The sequence below is a fragment of the Ruegeria sp. CK2 genome (assembly GCF_056536585.1).
This window is the reverse complement of record NZ_JBQFPW010000018.1, coordinates 43,820-64,418: the sequence shown is the minus strand read 5'-3', so window position 1 is coordinate 64,418 and position 20,599 is coordinate 43,820. Positions and strand designations below refer to the sequence as shown.

Genomic DNA, 20,599 nt, shown 5'->3' with positions numbered 1-20,599 from the left:
TTGCGTCGGCCAAGTTACCCTTGGGACATCAGTGTTTCGAGCTGCGTCAGAAGATCCTTGCTGACGGCGACGCCTTTGGCCTCGGCGTCGGCACGGTTTTTCAAGCGCCCGTCACCGGGAACTCTTGCGTCACCATTGCCTTCTATCTCGGAACAGATCCGAGAAATGTAGTCGTCAAAGGCAATATTGCCAAAACGGGTTGGATCGATCACAATCAATGTCGCGCCGCCTTTGATGTTCAGTGCGCCGTGTGCTTCGCGCTGCTCATTATCGACCGAGAGTGCCCCGCCCGCCAAGGCCGCTCCCAGAACTTCGATGAGAAAGGCGATGGCTGCACCTTTGTGCGCGCCAAACGGTAACAAGCTGCGGGTTTCCAAAATGGCATCGGGATCAGCGGTTGGGTGCCCTTGCGCGTCCAGACCGGCAGGTTGAGGCAGTGTGTGACCTTCGGCGGCGGCCATCTTGATATCCATCAAGGCAATGGTTGATGAGGCCTGGTCCCAGACCACAGGTGCGGCACCGTCGCGTGGGCACGCAAAAGACATCGGGTTGGTGCCGAAAACAGGGCGCAAACCGCCGTGGGGCACGACCAGTGACAATGAATTGACGACAGCGAGTGCAACAAGTCCGGCTTCGGCAAATGGCTCTGTGTCGAAACGTAGGGCCCCAAGGTGATGACAGTTGGCGCAGGTAAAGGCCGCAATACCGTTCTGACGGGCAAGTGCGATCAGGTCTTCGCGGGCTTTATTGGCCGCGATCTGATAGTAGCCATTGTCGCCATCTCCACGAAGTACGCCGGATGCAATGCGTTCAATCGTCGGGGTTGCATTGGCATTGGCGTAACCCGAAGCGAAGCTTTGCACATAGAACGGCAGGTTCCGCAGGCCATGACTGCGCGGGCCATCCCGTTCCGAGCACATTACGATGTCAGCGATCACGTTGCTTCCGTGGTCATCCATGCCTGCAGACATCAAGATCGATTTGGCCAGTGCCCGCACTTCAGCGAGGGAGAGCAGTTGCGTTGAGTTCATAGTCAAATGAGGATTTCCTGTCTGTTCAGATGGCAAAGTGACCGTGATGGTGCCTAATCTTCATTCGCACTTTAACCTGATCCTCTGGTTTTGAAAGATCGCTTAAGGGCCCATTCCAAACGGGGTTCACCCGCCCCAGAACTCTGGCGCCTTAGTCGTTACAAGCCCGTCAAAGCCTAAAAGGAATGCTTGGTAACTAGGTGGTGAGCCCACATGCAGAACAGATCGATCAGACTATACGCGACCTGATTTCAAACGATCGCCTTCAATCCATAGATCGGTGATCGGTTGCGAAATGGTTTTGTGCGACGCTTGTTGCCTGTGCAGTGGTTTGTATGTCTGTTTGAAAGTGCCTGCTTTCGTTTTGTGAAGTTTCGGCGAATTGCGAAACTTATGCGCATATTCATTGACGCGGGCAGAAGACGGGGTGCTTTGTTTGTCAACTTGAGCTATGACTTGGTGGCGTCTTCGCGACGTGTTTCCCTAAAATTTTTTACTTCCACTAAATTATTTTTGACCTTTTGCCCTTGATCCGGTTGAATGCCCGACAATTTGGATTTCTTAGGAGACAGGGCATGAACGCTCCGACGGCGCGCGACAAGGCCAAGCCCAAAGGGCAACCCACCGAGCTGGGTCAGGCGATACGCCGACGGCGCAAGGCAATGGGGTTGACGCTTGACCGGGTTGCTCAGACCACAGACCTGACCACGGGGTTTCTATCGCAAGTCGAGCGCGGTTTGAGCTCACCTTCCCTCAGTTCGCTGATGTCAATTGCAGCTGCGCTTCAGACAAGTATAGAGAAGCTACTCAGTGTGCCTGAGGTCTTTACCGAATACGTGGCTCAGGACAGTAGGCAGACCTATTCGCTGGGCACAAGAGGTCGGTTTTATGAAAAACTTGGACCGGGTTTCGCGGGTGCATTGTTCAATCCGCAGATAGTTCACCGTCCGCCAGGTCATGTGTCAGAAAAGATGTGTCACGACGGCGAGGCGTTTTGTTATCTGATCTCAGGTCGGTTGGAATATCATCTGGGTAAAAAAGTATTTATCATGTCTCCGGGTGACGTGGTTCACCACGATACGTCTGTTCGTCATTTTTCGGTTGTTCTGGGGGATGTAGAAGCCGTGGAACTTTGGGTAACCACTTCACCTATAAACGATTCCGGTGCTCCTACTGGTTAAAGCACAAGTCTAGTCTGCGGCTTTGCGGGGAGGTCGCAGTTGCAAAATTTCACCTGTGACTAAAAAAAGCTTTAGTAAAATTAAGAATCATCTATGGTCGCCTCAAGCAAATCTTTTGTTTGCGGGAGGAGAATAGAATGAAGATGAAAACGGTATTGGGAGCAACCGTTGCCGCCACTCTGGCACTGCCAGCACTGGCACAGGAACGGGGCGGGACACTGAACTTTGCGCGTTATGACGGCTCGCGTTTGATCGATCCGATCTATGCGGATCGCAACCCTGATATCTGGATGGTCGGCAGCCTGTTTGATACGCTGTTGCGCGGCACTGCCGATGGCAATTCGGTCGAACCGGGTTTGGCGGAAAGCTTCTCGGTGTCAGAAGATGGCAAGACCGTTTCGATGACATTGCGCGAGGGTATCCTGTTTGCGGATGGTTCGGCTATGTCCGGTGATGACGTTGTTTTTTCCCTCGACCGTGCGCGCAATCCTGATCTAAGCCCTTGGGCTGGTCTTTTGGGGTCGATCGACACTGTGTCGGCGGATGGCACTGCAATCACGATTGCACTGAAAAGCCCTGACCCGACGATCCTTTCGATGCTGGCCACGTTCAACACTGCAATCGTGTCAAAAGCTGCGTTTGAAGCAGCGGCCGGTGAAACGGATCAGGACAAATCCGCTGCAATCTTTGCTGCAAAAACTGCAGGTGTCGGATCCGGCCCGTTCTATCTTTGCGGTTTCGAACAGGGTTCATCGATGGATTTCTGTGCCAATGAAAACTACTGGCGCATGGGCGCAGACGGGAAGCCGCTGCCTTATCTGGACAGCGTACATTTTGAGATCATTCCAGACGATGCGACCCGAATTTTGAGCCTTCAGGCTGGCGAAGTGGATGCGGCCGAGTTCATTCCGTTCAGCCGCGTTTCCGAGCTTGAGGCCGACCCGAACATCGACATGCAGCTCTACCCGTCCACACGGATCATCTATTCGCCGATCAATACCCGTGAAGCCCGCGCCGATGGCTCACCCAACCCGCTGGCTGATGCCCGCGTGCGTCAAGCGCTGAATTACGGGACTAACAAAGAGGCTCTGATCGGGCTGGTGCTGCATGGTGCGGGTCAACCGATGAGCTCGCCTTTGATGGCAAAGGCAACACAATATGCCGACGATCTGAGCCCGCTTTATGCCTATGATATGGCAAAAGCCAAAGCGCTGATGTCTGATGCCGGGGTAGGCGAGGGTACGCAGATCACGTTTACGACGCTGGCCGGATCAGCCGATGACGCCACCATCTTTGCGGCGTTGCAGCAGATGTGGGCGCCGCTGGGCATTGATCTGGTGGTTGAGCAAGTCGATGGTGCAACGCGCGGTGCCAAGAACCGTTCGGGTGAATTCGACATCCACACATATGGCTGGGTTAATGATGTGAACGATCCAAGTCAGGTTGTCGGCTGGTTAGGGCATACGCCAACAGCCAAGGCGGTTGGAACCGGCTGGGAAAACGCCGAATTCAACACTCTGTTTGACGAAGCGGCTGGGGAAATGGATGCCGATGCCCGCAAAGCCAAATTCGCTCGGATGCAGGAGCTTTATGCCGAAGCGGCCCCTTTGCTGTTCATGTATGAGACTCCCTTTGCAGTCGCGTTGGGATCAGCGGTTGAAGGTTATGTTCAGACACCGCTGGGCAATAACATCTTCGACGAAGCAACCGTCAGCCGTTAACAGCGGATGACCGTACCCCGCCGGAGAGGTGCGGCGGGGTATTAGTGCGGAGCGAGCTGTGTCCAGCCTGACCTATATATTCAAACGACTCGTGATGATGATCCCGACCTTCTTTCTGGTCATGATCATCATTTTCCTTCTGGTGCGCCTCTTGCCCGGCGATCCGGCCATTGCCATGGCGGGGGATCGTGCGTCTGACGCAGATATTCAGGCAATACGCGAACGGTTGGGCCTGACCGAGCCGATGCTTGTGCAGTTCTGGCTGTTTCTCAGCAACACGGTTCAGGGCGATCTGGGTCAATCAATCCTGATGCGCACGGATGTGATCGATGTTATCGCAGATCGTCTGCCAATCACCGTGTTCCTGACGATTTACTCGGTTGCACTGTCGCTGCTGATTGCCGGACCGCTGGCCTTTGTTGCGGCCCTTAATCGTGGGCGCTGGCCAGATGCGGTAATCCGCACCGTGTTCCAGATCGGGTTGTCGATGCCGGTATTCTATATAGGGCTGGTCCTTCTGACATTTTTGGCAGCACAGTTGCGACTGTTCCCGGTAGGTGGCTATGGCGACACCTTCGGCGAAAGGCTTTATCATCTGTTCCTGCCGTCTATCACAGTCGCGCTGTACACATCGGCCATTATCATGCGGAATCTTCGTAGTGCGGTTATCGAGGTTCTCGATGCCGAATACGTCCAGTTTGCCCGCACCAAAGGGTTGCCGTCGCGGTTGGTTCTTGGGCGCCATGTGTTGCGAAACGCGCTGATCTCGACCGTTACGTTGCTGGGCCTGTCCATTGGCAATCTGATGAGCGGCACTTTGGTTACCGAAACCGTGTTTGCAGTACCCGGGATGGGCCGGTTGATGCTTGAGGCGATCTTTGCCCGTGACTACCCCCTGATCCAGGGCCTGACGTTGACATTTGCCATTCTGGTCTCGTTTGTCTTTCTGATGACCGATCTGGCTCAAAGCCGCCTTGACCCAAGGATGCGTCTGCAATGAGTGACGCCGTTTTCACCCGCGCACAGCCGTCTCGTATCCGGTTGGCGTTGCGCAAACCGGGATTTGTTGTCGGAATTCTGATCATAGGGTTTTCAGTGATGCTGGCCCTTTTTCCCGGGATTTTCGCGCCGTATGATCCCAACGCCATTGACTATCTGGCCGTGCGTCAACCTCCTTCCTGGACCCATCCGTTTGGGACCGATCTGTTGGGGCGGGACAGTCTGTCCCGCGTGATCTGGGCGTATCAGGTGAACATGCAGATGGCGGTTCTTGCGACCGTGTTTGCACTTGTGATCGGTGTCGTGGTCGGAGCGCTTGTCGGCTACTACCGAGGGATCGCGGATCTGATTTTTGGGCGCGTCGTTGATGCGGTCATCACTTTCCCATTCCTGGTTCTCGTTATTGCCGTGGTTGCGGTCCTTGGGCCAGGATTGATCAATATGTACATCGCCATCACCTTGGTGGGATGGGTTTACTACGCGCGCCTGATGCGGGCCGAGGTGATCGCACAGATGGGCAATGACTATGCCGCTGCTGGCATCGTCATGGGTTACTCGGATCGGCGTATCATCTTTCGCCACCTGCTGCCCAATGCGATTACGCCGGTGATTGTCTATTGGATGACCGATATGGCGTTGGCGATCTTGTTGGGATCGTCGCTGGGGTACCTTGGGCTTGGCGCTCAGCCACCTCAGTCGGAATGGGGGGTCCTGATCGCGGAAGGGCGCAACTTTATCTCCACCGCCTGGTGGCTCAGCCTGATGCCCGGCATTGCGATTGTCCTGACTGGGCTAGGGTTTTCATTGTTGGGTGACGGGCTGGCTGATTTGCTGAGACCACGAGGATGAGCATGGAAGATCAAAAGCCAATCCTTGAAGTTAATGAACTCAACACGACGTTTCATAGAAATGGCCGCGCTCTTCCGGCTGTGCGGGATGTCAGTTTTAGTGTCGCACGTGGTGAAGTTCTGGGACTGGTTGGCGAAAGTGGATCCGGCAAAAGTGTTACCCTGCGTTCAATCATTGGGCTTGCACGGCGTTACGGAGACGTGACGGGACAGGTCCGGTGGAAAGGGAGTGATCTTGTGGCTAGGCCGGATCGCGTGCTGCGCCACATTCAGGGCCGCGAGATCGCAATGATCTTTCAAGAGCCAATGACCTCGCTCAACCCGCTTTTGACCGTTGGACTTCAGCTGGAAGAGAGCCTGCGCGCCCATACCGATCTGCAGCGTAAGGCGCGACACGACAGGGCGGTCGAAATGCTGGATTTGGTCGGCATACCGTCGGCCGCGCAGCGACTGAAAGACTATCCGCATCAGTTCTCGGGTGGGATGCGTCAGCGTGTGATGATTGCCATTGCTTTGGCGGCGAACCCTAAGCTTTTGCTGGCGGATGAACCCACCACCGCGTTGGATGTTACCATTCAGGCGCAGATTCTTGATCTGATCCTGCGGCTTGCGCAGGACATGGATATGGGTGTGGTTCTGGTGACGCATGATCTTGGGGTTGTGGCCCAAACTTGCGACAAACTTGCTGTTATGTACGCAGGGCGGATCGTCGAGCAGGGTCCGGTGCGCGACGTTCTGCGCGCGCCGGCCCATCCCTACACCGTCGGTCTGATGCGTTCCGTGCCAGAAAACCTGCCACCACGCACACCGCTCTATTCTGTGCCAGGCGTGCCACCCAGCTTGGATGCCTTACCGACGGGCTGTGCTTTTGCACCGCGCTGCAGCTCGTGTATCGAGCCGTGTTTGCAAGACCGACCGGCGCTGACCCTGATCACGGATAGACGTCAGGTTGCGTGTTTCAATCCAGTTACCAACGCCAAAGGAAACGTTGCATGACTGCTGTGATGCAAATTCGCGATCTGCACCTCAGGTTTCCGACCGGTCGAAGCCTTGCCGATTTTGTAACGGGCCGCCCGGGGCGTGAGGTTAAGGCTTTGAACGGTGTCGATCTGGATCTGAAGCGTGGCGAGACATTGGGTGTCGTTGGTGAATCAGGTTGCGGTAAATCCACGCTCGCGCGGTGTATCGTGCGCCTGCATACCCCAAGCGAAGGGTCGATTGAATTTGAAGGTCAGGACATCTTTGGCAAGGCGTCTCGCGACGATCGCAGCTATAATCGCCGTGTCCAGATGATGTTTCAGGATCCATATTCGTCACTCAATCCTCGGATGACGACTGGTCAGATACTGACCGAGGCTTTGAAAGTGCATAATATGCGCCCGGAAGCCGACATCCCCGCACGTGTGGCTGAACTGTTAGATCTTGTGCGCCTGCCGCAGGACGCGCAGGGCAAGCTGCCGCATGAGTTTTCGGGCGGCCAACGCCAGCGCATCGCCATCGCGCGCGCGCTGGCCGTCGAACCCGAGGTTCTGATTGCCGATGAGCTGGTTTCGGCACTTGACGTTTCGGTGCAGGCTCAGGTCGTCAATCTGTTGCTTGAGTTGCAGCAGGAACTGGGTCTGACAATCCTGTTTGTCGCCCATGATTTGCGTTTGGTTCGCCATGTGTCGAACCGGGTTGCAGTAATTTATCTTGGCCGGATCGTTGAAATCGGCGACAGTGAAACGTTGTTTTCTGCCCCGTCCCATCCGTATAGTCAGGCGCTTTTGTCTGCGGCCCCATCGTTGAACCCCGACAACCGAGGCGCTGTGACCCGGCTGGAGGGTGAACTTCCTTCGCCTCTGAACATGCCAAAGGGTTGCCCTTTCCATATCCGTTGTCGCCATGCGAACGATGTTTGCCGGAAGGACGTGCCCGCTTTGCAACCCTTCGAAGGCCGAGGCGAGGTCGCCTGCCACCATGTCAAAGAGATAAACGCTTATGCTTGATGCCCGCGACCCGGATCGTAGACCCGTCATTTCGGCGTTGCGCCAGGAAATGTTGCAACGCGGTTTGGATGCGTTCATCTTGCCCAGATACGATGCGCATCAGGCTGAATATGTAGCGCCCCATGATGAACGGTTGGCTCATGTTACCGGTTTTACGGGATCGGCGGGCATGGCTATTGTTACGCCACAAACGATCGCTTTGTTTGTTGATGGCCGCTACGTGGTTCAGGCTGGCAACCAATGTGCCGATCCGATGTTCTCGCACCATCATTTATACGATGAACCGCCCGAGAACTGGCTGGTTTCCGTGGCGCAACGGAGATGGAAAATCGGCTTTGACGCGATGCATCTACCGCCGGTTTGGTATGATCGATTTGCTGACGCTTTGACGCGCACAGACGCTCAACTGGTGGCCGTACGGGAAAATCCGGTTGACGCTGTCTGGCTCGATCAACCCAAGTCGCCTGAGGGGTTGATCGAACCGTTCCCATTACAGTTTTCTGGCAAAACTACGGTGGACAAGATCGCGGATCTGGTCGCCGAAATGCAGAGACACGACGTCGAGGTTTTTGCCGAAACTCAGCCAGACAATATTGCATGGCTATTGAATGTTCGCGGGTCTGATGTGGCGTTCAATCCGGTTCCTCAGTCTTTCCTCTTGGTCGAACGATCTGGCAGGGCCCATTGGTTTGTGTCGGACCAAAAATTGAATGCCGATGGCATGGATCACCTGCCAGAAGATGTGACCGTTCACCCGCCCGAAACTTTTCTGCACTCGCTGGCCGACTACGTGGAACCGGGGCAGGGTGTTCTATTTGATCCTGATTTCTCTCCGACAGCCCTGCGGATGGTATTGGAAAAGGAAGGGGCCAATCCTGTTCCAGCCGGAAGCCCGCTGACTGCGGCAAAGGCGCAGAAGAATTCGATCGAATGTGAAGGTCTGCGCGCCTGCCATGTCGAAGATGGCGTGGCCTGGATCGAGTTTTGCGCCTGGTTGGCCACCGAGGTTCCCGCGCGCGCAAGCGTGCAGGGATGGGTGACCGAGCATGAAGCCGAAGAGAAAATCCTGTCATGTCGTCGCGCAAGGCCTGGGTTCTTGGGCGAAAGCTTCACCACGATCTCGGCTGCAGGCGGGAACGCCGCAATGTGCCACTATGCCACCGAGCCGGGAAACGCAGTGCCCATCCTGCCGGATGGGACCTACTTGTTGGATTCAGGTGGTCAATACGACACCGGCACTACGGATGCGACGCGCAGCTTCTCGTTCGGTATTACCAGGCCCGAGGGGTTTGATCAGGCTTACACCGCAGTGTTCAAAGCGTTTCATGCGCTGGCGACACTCCGGTTCCCGCTTGGCACGCAAGGTCACCACATTGACGCGATTTGCAGGCGTCCGCTGTGGGATTTGGGTTTGGACTACGACCATGGAACTGGGCATGGCATCGGGCACCGGCTGTCGGTTCACGAACATCCACAGCGTATTGGAAAACCCTATAACCCGGTGGATTTGGTTCCCGGCATGATCCTATCGATCGAGCCCGGATATTACGACGCCGACAGGTTTGGTATTCGTATCGAAAACCTGTTTGAAATCATCGAGGCGGATGATGGGTTTTTTGAGTTCTCAAACATGACCTGGATTCCAATTCAAACAGACATGTTGCTGATCGAGCATTTGACCCGCGCTGAGATCGACTGGATCAACAGTTATCATGCGAATGTCTTGGAATATGTCGGATCACGACTGTCCCCAGAGGCCTATGACTGGACCAGCCGGGCCTGTGCCCCGATACCAAGGTAAATTGTGGATCAAACAAAGGTCACGTTTGCCTTTTGTTATGGCTGGCTTTCAAGGGTAGTGAGGCGGGAGGCTATGTGCGAGCCGCTTCGAATTCTGTCCAGGCCTTTTCAAAGGCGTCAAAGTCAAAACCTTCGACCCGGGCTGGATCGAGAACAAGCTTTTCATTTGCTAGTAGTGTGTGAATGGCCGCGGCCAAATTGGGAATGTCGGCGTTAGGGATGATCAACGCACCATGGCGGTCGGCATGAATCAAATCTCCGTCTTTGACGACCATGCCAAAGACACGAACAGGCGTTCCAATTTCTCGAACGTGAACAAAGCCGTGGCTGGGGCCTATTGAACCAGCGATGACCGGAAAGTTCGGAGGTAAATCCCCAAGATCGCGCATGACGCCGTTTGTCAGTGCGCCGGACAGGCCAAAGCCCTTGTGCACGGTCGTATTGATCTCACCCCAGAAGGCACCAACGGCGTTTTCGCCGTCCAAGTCTTCGACCACCGCAACACCGGGGCGTGGTCCTTCTGCCATGTGGCGATAATAATCCATGCGGCGGGCTTTGATGACATCCGCCGGTTCCGTTGGTGGGTTTACGGCGGCGATGCGGGCGGTTCGGGCATAGCCGACAAGCGCGCCGGCGTCGAGGTCGCTGCACAGCACAGTGCCTTTTGTGAACCGGTCAAAGCCACGTCCACCTTGTGCCACTTCGATTGCATTGCATACGGTGGGCGTGTCAACCTTTCTCAGAAGCGTCAACAGATCATCGTTCATCATCAACATCCTTTAGCCAGCAGCGCAGGGCCTGCGTGGTCTCAGCGGGGTTTTCCAATGTCGGCAAATGTCCTGCGCCATCAATGATCACAAGTTTGGACCGGGGCAGAAGATCGTGCATCAATTCATGCCGCGCTATCGGGCAAAGCATATCTTCGCGGCCGCACAGCACCAACGCGGGCTTGTCGAACTGGCGCAGAGTTTCGGTCTGATCCGGGCGATCCCGCAGCGCGATTGACTGCTCGCAAAACACCTGAGGCCCCAGCTCCAATGCCATGTCCATACACAGGTCGAGGATTTCGGCCCGATTGTCGCCGTGGCTCAGGTAGTTTGGTTTCATTTCATCCCGCATCACGCTGTCCAACTGGCCCGCGCGCGCGCGCTGGATTTGGGGGGCGCGACGGTCCTGAACCTCTTTGATCTCGGCCAATGGGTTTGTGTCAAGCAAAGCCAATCCGGCAACCTTTTCCCGAGCCTGGCGCACGATTTCCATCGCAACGATGCCCCCCATAGAAAGTCCACACAGCGCAAAACGCACGGGCGCTTGCTCTAACACGCGTGCTGCGATCCCGGCCATTGTTGTGTCACCTGACAATGCCGGAACTAGAACGGTGCGCTCGGTAGAAAATACCTCGATCTGCGGTGTGAACAGCCGGCCATCACACATCATGCCCGGCAACAAGACCAGAGGTGTCATTCACGCCCCCGAAACGGATGCGGCTCCTTCCGAGAGAGCCGCAAGCTTGGCATAGGCAATTGACGGATCGACCGCGCCAAAGCCTGCGAAGGTCCCAAACCCGCAATCGCTGCCAGCAATAACCCGCTCGGTGCCGACGATGTTAGTAAAGCGTTGGATACGCTGTGCCACAAGCTCAGGGTGTTCCACGAAATTCGTGGTCGTATCCACGACGCCGGGCACCAAAACCTTGTCATCCGGGATGTCATCTTTGCGATCGCGGAAAACCGTCCATTCATGGCCGTGGCGGGGGTTGGACGTTTCGAACAGCACATATCGTGATTTCGTGGCCATCAGCGTATCAAACATTTTGGACATCGGGATGTCGCACAAGTGTGGGCCCTCGTAGTTGCCCCAGCAGATGTGGATCCGAACACGATCAGCCGGCACGTTTTCGAGGGCGTGATTCAAGGCATCCACATGTGTCTGCGCAACCTTGACGAATTCGTCATCTGACAAGTCGGTGAAGAGCATATGGCGCGACAAAGCAAGATCTGGGCAGTCCAGTTGCACGTCCAACCCTGCGGCGACGATCGTCTCGTATTCCTCTTTCATCGCGTCGGCCAGCGCTGTCAGGTAGGCTTCGCGCGTTTTGTAAAAGTCATTCTGCAGGAAAAGGGAAATCACGCCGGGGCTTGCCGCATTCATAAATCCGCGCGACACGCCGTGCTTGGCCATTGCTGCTTTCAGGTTCGCAATGTCCTTGTTCAGCTCATCCTGCCCTTTCGAGCGGACCTCGCCGGTGCACATGGGCCTGGCGTATTGCGGGGTGCCACCCTGATCCGCCAATCGCTGCAGGAAGCTGGGGAACAGCTTTAGGTCAGCTGGTGCGTTTCTGGGGCTATCGCCCGAAAACCCGGTGTAGCGATCTTTGACATAAGTGGCATAGCTGATCTTGGAGGTCTCGCCATCCGACACGATGTCGATCCCGGCCGACTTTTGCTGCTTGACTGTGTCGGATACTGCTGATGTCATGCAGGCATCAAACGCCGCCATGTCATAGGGTTCTTCACGTTCACGGGCAAAGATGAAATCCACCACCTCTTGTGTGCGTGGCAGCGACCCGACATGTGTTGTTTTTACTGGCATGGAAATCTCCTTAAATCTTGCGGGCCATTAATACGGTGTGGCGTTCCGTTTCAGGGTCCATGGCCAGGAACCCCGTCATGCGCAGCCCGTTTTCTTCGAGACAAGAGGCATAGCCCGCAGGCGAAAGCGACGCGTGATACACCAGTTCGGTACCAACCGTGCCGTGTGTCTCACCCGCACCGGGACCGACGGTCAGCATCAACATGCCGCCAACGCGCAGATGACGCGACATGCGGGCGATACAGTCTTGTTGTTCATCTGCAGTCAGATGGAAAAAACTGTTCCAGGCGATGATGCCGTCGAACAGCTGACCCAGTTGGAAATCGCGCATATCCGCCTGAACCCAGTCGCCTTCTGGCCAACGTTTTCGTGCAATCGTCAGCATGGCTTCGGAAAAGTCGACGCCGGTGACGGTGAACCCTTCGGCCTTGAACCAACGTGCAATCGGCTCGCCGGTGCCACAGCCCAAATCCAGAACATGATCGCCCGGCTTCAGGCTTGCAGTGAAGCGCGTCAACCAACGCGCTTCAAACAACGCGCGCGAGCGTGTTGCATCATATGCAGCGGCCTGTCGCTCATAGACGGCGTAGGTGTCTTGGGGATCGGCGCTCATCCTGTCCAAGTTGCTCCAGCCGGATCATTGGTTGCGGTGATGCGGTACATTCCGGCATGGCCGGTCATTGATGGCGCGGCGCTGTAGCGTTCTCCCGGCAGCACCAGTGCGGTATCTCCGCTTGATATCGTCGTCTCATACCCGTCGACGGCGATGCGCCAGTGCCCGCTGGCGGGCATCAGAACAACCGGTTTGTCGGCCTTGACCGGCGCGGTGATGCTGGACCCGCGCCCAAGGAAATCGACCTCGAACCCCGGCTTGTCTTTGATCACCCCATTTTCGCCAATCACAACGGCGCGCTTATTGGCAGACAATGCCATCAGATCCCAGTAGCGGGCGACGTATTTGTCCACAACCTCTTCTACAGGAACCTCCGGGAACGCCTTCAACTGCTCCTCTGTCAACAACGGCATCGGGTGCACGTTGTTCGGCAGTTCTTCGCCCTTTTTCGAGTCATACAGAACGCCATTATCGCCCAGCATCAGCCCGTGCGCTTGCGCGTCTTCGATCACCTGAGGTGCCCATGTGACACCGCCACCGGCATCGTCACCGCCCAGGATTGCCATGATCATCCCATAGTCTTGGCCGACGTTTTCGAAGCCGCGAAAGATGCCGGTTGGAATGTCGAAAATATCGCCTTCTTCGGCAATGAACTCACCCGCTGTGCCGTGCAGGCCCCAGAAGAACCGCCAGCGACCTTTGGCGACGAAGAACACCTCGGCCGTGGTGTGACTGTGCAGTGAATTCCGGCAGTTCGGTGGCTGACCGGCCGCACCGATATTGAAACCGATCTTGTCCGTGATGTGGACATGTTGATCGGGGCTTTCGGAGACGCCGCCTCCGATGATGGTAAAGTTCTCTTTTTGGTCCGACCCCGGGGTGTGGGCGTCAATGAACGCTGTCTTGCAGGGTTTCAACTCGCCATAGCGGACGATGCGTTGTTGAATGGTGCTCATGTCAAATCTCCTTGGAATTGGGGGTGTTGGGATCACACCCCGCGCCCCGGAGGACGATTATTCAGCCGCCGCGCCCGCAAACTGGCACGATGCGCGTGAAAGCGTCGCGCGGCCTGGCTGGCATCCAGATATGCAACCTTATAGGACACTCAGACATCCCCGGTTTGCAGAAGGATTTGTTTCCAGATGGCAACGTCGTCATACAGGCTGAATTCCCGGCGGAGCCCCCATGGCCCAAATTCGGCATGTGACATGCCCATGATGTGAACGTTGGCACCGGTTGGTCGACCAAATGCGCCCCATCCGTCATGCGCCCCGTCCAAGGACCAACGGATCGCCGCCCGAGGGGGCATCATTCCGCCCTCCATGCCAATCTGGTGATGGATTTTAAAGGTCGCGTTGGGGAATGACGAGCGGAGGCCGACCCAGAACCGGCTGGCAGCCTCTCGGCCAATGGCCTGTTTGGACCCGGCATATTCACCGATCACTGCCCGATCGTAGTCCGCGAGGATGTGATTGAAATCCTTATTCATAATGCGGGTCAATGTGTCTGCATATTGTGCGCCCCAGGCATTATCATTGCCGGTTCCGTGGTACCCGCCGTCCACATCGATGTCTGGTGTGAAAGGTCGTGCTGCCTTTTCCGGCCCGCCTTCGGCGGCGATCAGGTCGCGGGTATAGTCTTTCGGCTCAAACCCTAGCTGGCGCACCAGGCCACCATAGTCCCGAACAAGCCATTCATCATAGATGGTGTCGCCCGTTGCGGCACAATCAGCGATCACGCGAACAGTCCATTTGCGACCGCTGGCTTTGCCGAACTGGCCGTCCTGCAAATGCGTGGCAGTCGTCAGCAAACGGTGCGACGACAGGTACCCGTGCTGTTCCGAATTGGACCATATCACATCTTCGGCCATCAGCTGCCTGTCCGGAAACTCGTGGCATGTGGCCATCGTGGCCGCGATAACGCCCTGATTGCCCCGGCTAAGACCCATGGGTGTCCGCACTGGAATTTCGGGTGCGTAATAGCGGTTCAATGTCTCGGTCCCGCGATCTTCCCAGATCTCTTTGGTGATGCCGATGATATAGTCCGGAAAGTCTTTCCACTTTGTTGCGTATGTCATGTGGTGAAACCTTTTGGCTTTCTGGCCGAACCCCTGATTTTGAGGGGTCCGGGTATCTGAATGCGTTCCGAGGCAGCGCCCCGTTCAATTCTGGCAAGCAAGACATCAACTGTTGCCGTGACCATCTTGTTGATGGGTTGGCGAATGGTTGTCAGGTCGTAAGCGGGCCACGCCGCAATCGGGACATCATCATAGCCGACAATGCTGACGTCATTGGGAACCGACAGCCCCAGTTCAAACCTCAACGTGTCCATAACAGCAAAAGCCATATGATCGTTGCCGACAAAAATTGCGTCTGGCCGGTCCGCAACACTACAAAGCTTTCGGGCAATCGCCGACGCCTCTTGCTGATTGTACTTACCGTCCTCGACAGTGAAGGGCGCAAGATCGTGTTCTTTCAACCCTTCTACGAACCCACGCATACGCTCCAGGCCGGTTGAGGAGTCCTGCCAGCCCGAAATATGCGCTATCTTCTTATGCCCGGCAGAGGCCAAAAAATGAGCGACGGCACGCGCGCCTTCGACATTGTCCGAGGTCACCTGCGCCAGATCTCCGGTTTCCTGCCCTCGGTTGAACATGATCACAGGGATACCAGCGTCGTCGCAGCGTTTGGCAATGTCGTTCGACATGTCGACCGAAGCGGTGATGATTCCGTCAACCTGATAGGACATCAGCTCTTCGACGATCTGGCCGACGCTATCGTCGTTCTTGGCCATAAACAGCAGGATGTGATAGCCGCGTTCCTTCAGAGCGCGGTCCAGATACTCTAGCGCCATCGGGTAGAATTGGTTTTCCAGATAGGCGACGACCACACCGATCACCCGGCTTTTACCCGTGATCATCGCGCGCGCCAGAGTGTTTGGGCGATACCCCAAATCCTCGGCTGCCTTCATGACTTTGTTACGGGTTGTTGCTGACGCCGATGCGCCGGGGGTGAAGACGCGGCTGACCGCCGACTGGCTGACACCGGCCCGGCGCGCGACGTCAGATGATGTGACCTTATCCACCATCAGCCTGCCGTCCATCCGCCATCCACCAGCAATGCCGTGCCGGTCACAAGGCTTGCCGCATCCGATGCCAAATACACAGCAGCGCCCGTTAAATCGCTAAGTTCGCCAACGCGCCCGAGCTTTATCTTGTCTTCAATCCAGGCCCGCCGTTCGGGTATGGCCAGTGTTTGCTCACCCAAAGGCGTGCGGATGAAGGTCGGAGCGATGGTGTTGACACGTATGCCAAGCGGGCCCCATTCGATCGCCATGGCTTTGGTGAAGCCTTCAACCGCGTGTTTGGTTCCGCAGTAAACCGCCCGGTCGATGCCCCCGACTTGCCCCATCTGGCTGGTAATATTGATCAGACTGCCCGGCTTGCCTGCAGCGATAAGGCTGCGGGCCACAGCGCGGGTCAGGAAATAGGCACCTTTGAAATTCAGGTCACTGACAGTGTCGAAATCAGCCTCGGACGTCTCGACTGCCGGGGTGTGGCGGGCGAGGCCGGCGGAATTGATCAAAATGTCAAACGGGCCTGCTGCGTCTAGGGCAGTTTCGGTTGCCGCAACATCCGCAACGTCCAATGCCAGAGGGTGACTTTTCCACCCATTATCGGCGAACGCTTCCACGACTTCGACCAGTTTGCCTTCGGATCTGGCGGCCACAGTCACCTCGGCGCCATGACTGGCCAAGGCAGTTGCGCAGGCGAGACCTATCCCCGAGGACGCCCCGGCAACCAAGGCACGTTTGCCATCAAGACGGAAGGACGGGGCAGGGGGCAAGTTCATCAGGCTTCTCCAACAGGGAACGGTACGCGTCCCGGAACACGGGCCTTATTGAACTCGCGCAATCGTCGAAAGACGTCCACCCCTAACTGCCTGTATGCATCCAACAGATCGACCAGAACCCAGTTTTCCCGGATACGCCCATCCGAGATGCGCCAGAAGTCCAGGCTGCGCATGGTTATTTTTGTGCCCGATGGTGCAATGCCCATCCACCCATCATGGGTGACGGTTTGAACCATATCAGGCCATCCGGTGACGCCGACATAGGGGCCATCTCCGAAGAAGTGATAGGTGATTTCGTCCAGGTATTGCCCACGATCTGGCATGCCCGACAGAAAAGGAATCTGGTGCCAGTTTCTGAACCCCCGAATGCCCCGGCTGGTGCCAATACCGGCGGGGCCATACCAGTTCATGTCTTCGTGCCAAAAGCGCGACATCTCCATCACATCAGGCCCACCTTGCGATGGGTGCCGCTTCATGTGGTTCAACATATCGACGATCAGGTTGCGGCTGGCGTTGCTCTCAGTATCGGCTCGAACAGGGCGAGAGAGCCCGTCGCTTGATGCCGGGCCGGGGATGAATATCTCGGCCCCCAGCGACGGCGCCATTGGCCAGGCCCCAACCTGCATCATCACTTCCGGCAAATCCCAGATCATCTGCATCTCAACGATCTTGCCGTCAGCGACGCGGTAGTACTCATGAAACCGCATATGCGCGAAGTGGCCTGATGGCGGTATATCCCAAAAAGGCACAGCGAAGGTGCCAACATAGTGCCCGCCGCAACCAACCCAATTGCTGCCATGCTCGTCTTCACCCGACATAACAAGCCAGTCGCGTCGCTCGACATCCGGCCAAGCCTCGCGCAGCGGGCTCAGCACGTTTTCAAAGAATGATTGCGGGCCGTTCTGATCACCAAACGGATGGCAGCAATGGAACACAGCATCTGGCGAGAAAGACGTCTCCAATGCACGCCGAACCGCAGCATCGTCCCAGTCATAAAGCGCGCGGCGCAATGGGGTCAGCAATTCGCGGTTGGCGTCGTGGAGTTCGGGCATTTGGGGCTACTCGGCAGCTTCGACGGGCAGGGCAGGTTCACCGTAAGGAACATTGCGTCCGCCATAGCGTCGGACGCGGATATTGCATTGTTCAGCATGGCCAACAAAGCCTTCCAACATGCAAAGGCGCGATCCATATTCGCCAATCAAAGTCGCTGCCTCATCCGTTGTGACCTTTTGATAGCTGTGTGTTTTCAGAAACTTGCCAACCCAAAGACCGCCCGTATACCGCCCGGCCTTTTTGGTAGGAAGGGTATGATTGGTTCCGATGACCTTGTCGCCATTGGCCACGTTGGTGCGCGCGCCAAGGAACAAGGCCCCGTAGGAGTGCATGTTCTCCTGATACCAGTCATCCCGGTCGGTCATGATCTGTACATGCTCGTACGCCATGTCATTAGCAACTTCGAGCATCTCATCATGCGTTTCGCACAGGATCACGTCTCCATAGTCCTTCCACGAGGCGGACGCGGTTTCGTGCGTTGGTAAAACTTTCAGCAACCTGTCAATTTCCGAAAGTGTGTCTTTAGCCAGCTTGCGGGAATTCGTGATCAGGCATGCAGGTGAGTTGTAACCGTGTTCGGCTTGTCCCAATAAATCCGTGGCGCACATCTCGGCATCTACGGTGTCGTCGGCGATTACCATCGTTTCGGTTGGACCGGCGAACAGGTCGATCCCGACACGACCAAAAAGCTGCCGTTTGGCTTCGGCGACGAAGGCGTTTCCGGGTCCAACAATCATATGCACAGGATCAATAGATTCCGTACCGATAGCCATTGCGCCAACCGCTTGGATGCCACCTAGAACGTAGATCTCGTGTGCTCCGCCCATGTGCATTGCCGCAACAATTGCCGGATGTGGGGCGCCATCGACCGGCGGTGCCGAGGCAACGATACGCGGCACGCCTGCGACTTGTGCCGTCAGAACGGACATATGAGCCGAGGCCACCATCGGAAATTTGCCACCGGGGACGTAGCAGCCGACGGACTGCACAGGTATATTCTTGTGGCCCAGAACAACACCGGGAAGTGTCTCGACCTCGATATCCGTCATCGAGGCGCGCTGAGCTTCTGCAAAACGTCGTATCTGCGTCTGTGCAAAGCGAATGTCTTCCATGTCGCGCGCCGACACCTTTTGCATCGCCGCTTCGATTTCAGACGCGCTTAGACGAAACGCCGCAGGGCTGTAGCCATCAAACTTTGCGCTCAGGTCGCGCACAGCGGCGTCGCCCCGCGCTTCGATATCCGCCAAGGTGTCTTCGACAACCCTACGCACCTTTGCATCATCCTCGGCGCGGGCTTCTGCTGGCTTACCGGATTTCAGATATTGGATCGTCATGTCTGCCTCCTAGGCCGCAGGTTGTGCGCTGAAATCAACGGGCATCTCACGCCCCCATCCTTTGCCGCGAAAAACGTCTCCGCCCAGCTGCTCGACGATGCTGGCAAAATCGACCCGCACGATGTTTTCCGCGATCTTGGCGCCTTCGATCCGCCAGAAATCGATGTATGGCACACGTATCTTTTGGCCGGTGGCCTTGATTCCCATGAAATCGCGTTCAAGTGTAGCGTTGCACGCGCCGAAACAGGCGGCCCAATCGCCGGTTTGCATGAAATGCGGGCTGACGAAATCGCGGTTGCCAAAGTGGTCGCGGAAGGGCTGGTACCAGCCACTTTCAAACTCCTTCAACCCGTGTTTCAGACCGCAGCCATAGTTGGCGTCCCAGACAAAATCTTCGTGGAAAAACTCGGATACATCCACGTCGGACCGCTGTAACGCAGCCTCCATGTCCTGCACCACCTTGAGCGGTTCTGCCGCGGCACCCCGGCCCTGCTTGCCGCGCCACAATCGGGGCGTGGGCGGGTCCAGCCGGTCCCAGCCCTGGCCTTCGAAGACGTCCCAGCCGAGCTGGGCCGCGACGGAGGCCAGATCCACATTCACCTTATTATAGGCAATCCGCCCGTCGCGGATCTGCCAGAAGTCGATATAGGGCACGCGCAGGGGGCGGTGGGTGGCGGCGATGCCCATGAAGTCACCCGTATGGGTCGCATAGCAGGTGCCTATACAGGCGGCCCACTCGCCATCTTCAAGCCAGAGCGTTGTGTCGAAGCGGCAGTCGCCAAAGGCGGCGTGGAAGGGTCGCCGCCAATTTTCTTCGAAATCCCGCAGGCTGGACTTGCGGCCACAGCCTTCATTGCCGTCCCATATGAAATCCGCGTGGAACCAGGGCAACAAGTCGGGCTCAGATCGTCCCAATGCCCGCTCCATGTCCTGCACCAGATCGAGAACCGCGCCCATCACGCGACCTCCTGCGGCATGGGCGGCTTAGCCTCGCCGCGATCAAAAGCTTCCCAACCCTGGCCGTTGAACACGTCATGGCCGAGCTGTAACAGCACATGCGGGAAATCGACCATGACCCAGTTGTCGACGATCTTGCCATCAACAACCTTCCAAAAATCCATGTAGCGGATCTCGACCCGTCTGCCGGTTGGGGCGATCCCCATAAACTCGCCAGAATGCGTGGCCTCCTGACGTCCAAAGGCCGCCGCCCACTCGCCCATGTAGAGGCGCGCTTCGTCGACGCAAACCTTGTCTGAGAATGCGGCTTGGAATGGCCGTTGCCAATTGTCCTGAAACTCTTGCAGGCCGGTTTTGGTGCCGCACCCAAAATTGCCCATCCATCGGAACCCTTGGGTGAAGAAATCTCCGATATCGTCGATCCGGTGATCGTTAAGGCCATCAACCATGCCTTCGATGACTGCCCGGGTTTCGTCTGTTTTGCCCATGTCCGTGTCGCGGCTCAGCACGGCTTGTTCGGGGCGGGAACCTTTCACGTGGAGTCCTCCGTCGTGTATTTGTGTGTCTCAACCAAATCGATGTTATGGCTTTGACATTTGCGACCAGCATTGTTTCTACCAGCACCTGATAA

The 20,599-nt window shown here is 56.6% G+C and carries 20 protein-coding genes; 7 read left to right on the top strand and 13 right to left on the bottom strand.

The window, feature by feature from the left end; all coding sequences use genetic code 11:
- Positions 1-14: 14 nt before the first annotated feature.
- The gene (locus ACR0BU_RS21580; protein ID WP_480738846.1) at positions 15-1,031 is read right to left on the bottom strand and encodes an Ldh family oxidoreductase; all 1,017 of its coding nucleotides are present in this window, start codon (positions 1,029-1,031) and stop codon (positions 15-17) included.
- 575 nt (positions 1,032-1,606) lie between these two features.
- Between ACR0BU_RS21580 and ACR0BU_RS21575 the strand changes: the two genes are divergently transcribed.
- From ACR0BU_RS21575 to ACR0BU_RS21545, 7 genes are all read left to right on the top strand, one after another.
- Positions 1,607-2,212: a helix-turn-helix domain-containing protein gene (locus ACR0BU_RS21575; protein ID WP_480738847.1), complete on the top strand. Its 606-nt coding sequence runs from the start codon at positions 1,607-1,609 to the stop codon at positions 2,210-2,212.
- A gap of 137 nt (positions 2,213-2,349) precedes the next feature.
- On the top strand, positions 2,350-3,933 hold the full coding sequence (locus ACR0BU_RS21570; protein ID WP_480738849.1) for an ABC transporter substrate-binding protein: 1,584 nt from the start codon (positions 2,350-2,352) through the stop codon (positions 3,931-3,933).
- 58 nt (positions 3,934-3,991) lie between these two features.
- The gene (locus tag ACR0BU_RS21565; RefSeq protein WP_480738850.1) at positions 3,992-4,933 is read left to right on the top strand and encodes an ABC transporter permease; all 942 of its coding nucleotides are present in this window, start codon (positions 3,992-3,994) and stop codon (positions 4,931-4,933) included.
- On the top strand, positions 4,930-5,781 hold the full coding sequence (locus tag ACR0BU_RS21560) for an ABC transporter permease (protein ID WP_480738851.1): 852 nt from the start codon (positions 4,930-4,932) through the stop codon (positions 5,779-5,781). The genes ACR0BU_RS21565 and ACR0BU_RS21560 overlap by 4 nt, the downstream gene beginning before the upstream one ends.
- Positions 5,782-5,783: 2 nt before the next feature.
- On the top strand, positions 5,784-6,776 hold the full coding sequence (locus tag ACR0BU_RS21555; protein WP_480738852.1) for an ABC transporter ATP-binding protein: 993 nt from the start codon (positions 5,784-5,786) through the stop codon (positions 6,774-6,776).
- A complete protein-coding gene (locus tag ACR0BU_RS21550; RefSeq protein WP_298937496.1) occupies positions 6,773-7,768 on the top strand; it encodes an ABC transporter ATP-binding protein in 996 nt (331 codons plus the stop codon). The genes ACR0BU_RS21555 and ACR0BU_RS21550 overlap by 4 nt, the downstream gene beginning before the upstream one ends.
- The gene (locus tag ACR0BU_RS21545) at positions 7,761-9,569 is read left to right on the top strand and encodes an aminopeptidase P family protein (RefSeq protein ID WP_298937497.1); all 1,809 of its coding nucleotides are present in this window, start codon (positions 7,761-7,763) and stop codon (positions 9,567-9,569) included. Before ACR0BU_RS21550 ends, ACR0BU_RS21545 begins: the two co-directional genes overlap by 8 nt.
- Before the next feature lie 70 nt (positions 9,570-9,639).
- On the opposite strand, the gene ACR0BU_RS21540 is transcribed toward ACR0BU_RS21545, so the two are convergent.
- The 12 genes from ACR0BU_RS21540 to ACR0BU_RS21485 all read right to left on the bottom strand — a co-directional run bounded on the left by ACR0BU_RS21540 (position 9,640) and on the right by ACR0BU_RS21485 (position 20,504).
- The gene (locus tag ACR0BU_RS21540; RefSeq protein ID WP_299084625.1) at positions 9,640-10,335 is read right to left on the bottom strand and encodes an RraA family protein; all 696 of its coding nucleotides are present in this window, start codon (positions 10,333-10,335) and stop codon (positions 9,640-9,642) included.
- Positions 10,325-11,032 carry an alpha/beta fold hydrolase gene (locus ACR0BU_RS21535; protein ID WP_299084622.1) on the bottom strand — a complete coding sequence of 236 codons (708 nt, stop codon included), beginning with the start codon at positions 11,030-11,032 and terminating at the stop codon, positions 10,325-10,327. The genes ACR0BU_RS21540 and ACR0BU_RS21535 overlap by 11 nt, the downstream gene beginning before the upstream one ends.
- Positions 11,033-12,160, bottom strand: a complete 1,128-nt coding sequence (locus tag ACR0BU_RS21530; RefSeq protein WP_299084619.1) for a cobalamin-independent methionine synthase II family protein — start codon at positions 12,158-12,160, stop codon at positions 11,033-11,035. It abuts the gene before it with no gap.
- A gap of 10 nt (positions 12,161-12,170) precedes the next feature.
- Complete coding sequence (locus ACR0BU_RS21525; RefSeq protein WP_298937501.1) at positions 12,171-12,773, bottom strand: class I SAM-dependent methyltransferase; 603 nt, start codon at positions 12,771-12,773, stop codon at positions 12,171-12,173.
- A complete protein-coding gene (locus tag ACR0BU_RS21520) occupies positions 12,770-13,729 on the bottom strand; it encodes a cupin domain-containing protein (RefSeq protein ID WP_480738855.1) in 960 nt (319 codons plus the stop codon). Before ACR0BU_RS21520 ends, ACR0BU_RS21525 begins: the two co-directional genes overlap by 4 nt.
- Before the next feature lie 149 nt (positions 13,730-13,878).
- Positions 13,879-14,850, bottom strand: coding sequence for a nuclear transport factor 2 family protein (locus ACR0BU_RS21515; protein ID WP_480738856.1), 972 nt, complete (start codon positions 14,848-14,850; stop codon positions 13,879-13,881).
- A complete protein-coding gene (locus ACR0BU_RS21510; protein WP_298937505.1) occupies positions 14,847-15,875 on the bottom strand; it encodes a LacI family DNA-binding transcriptional regulator in 1,029 nt (342 codons plus the stop codon). The genes ACR0BU_RS21515 and ACR0BU_RS21510 overlap by 4 nt, the downstream gene beginning before the upstream one ends.
- On the bottom strand, positions 15,860-16,624 hold the full coding sequence (locus tag ACR0BU_RS21505) for an SDR family NAD(P)-dependent oxidoreductase (protein WP_480738857.1): 765 nt from the start codon (positions 16,622-16,624) through the stop codon (positions 15,860-15,862). The genes ACR0BU_RS21510 and ACR0BU_RS21505 overlap by 16 nt, the downstream gene beginning before the upstream one ends.
- Positions 16,624-17,676: an ester cyclase gene (locus ACR0BU_RS21500; RefSeq protein WP_480738858.1), complete on the bottom strand. Its 1,053-nt coding sequence runs from the start codon at positions 17,674-17,676 to the stop codon at positions 16,624-16,626. Before ACR0BU_RS21500 ends, ACR0BU_RS21505 begins: the two co-directional genes overlap by 1 nt.
- 6 nt (positions 17,677-17,682) lie before the next feature.
- Positions 17,683-19,011, bottom strand: coding sequence for a histidinol dehydrogenase (gene hisD / locus ACR0BU_RS21495; RefSeq protein ID WP_480738860.1), 1,329 nt, complete (start codon positions 19,009-19,011; stop codon positions 17,683-17,685).
- 9 nt (positions 19,012-19,020) lie between these two features.
- The gene (locus tag ACR0BU_RS21490; RefSeq protein ID WP_480738862.1) at positions 19,021-19,968 is read right to left on the bottom strand and encodes an ester cyclase; all 948 of its coding nucleotides are present in this window, start codon (positions 19,966-19,968) and stop codon (positions 19,021-19,023) included.
- On the bottom strand, positions 19,968-20,504 hold the full coding sequence (locus ACR0BU_RS21485; protein ID WP_480738863.1) for an ester cyclase: 537 nt from the start codon (positions 20,502-20,504) through the stop codon (positions 19,968-19,970). Before ACR0BU_RS21485 ends, ACR0BU_RS21490 begins: the two co-directional genes overlap by 1 nt.
- Between the last annotated feature and the right edge of the window lie 95 nt (positions 20,505-20,599).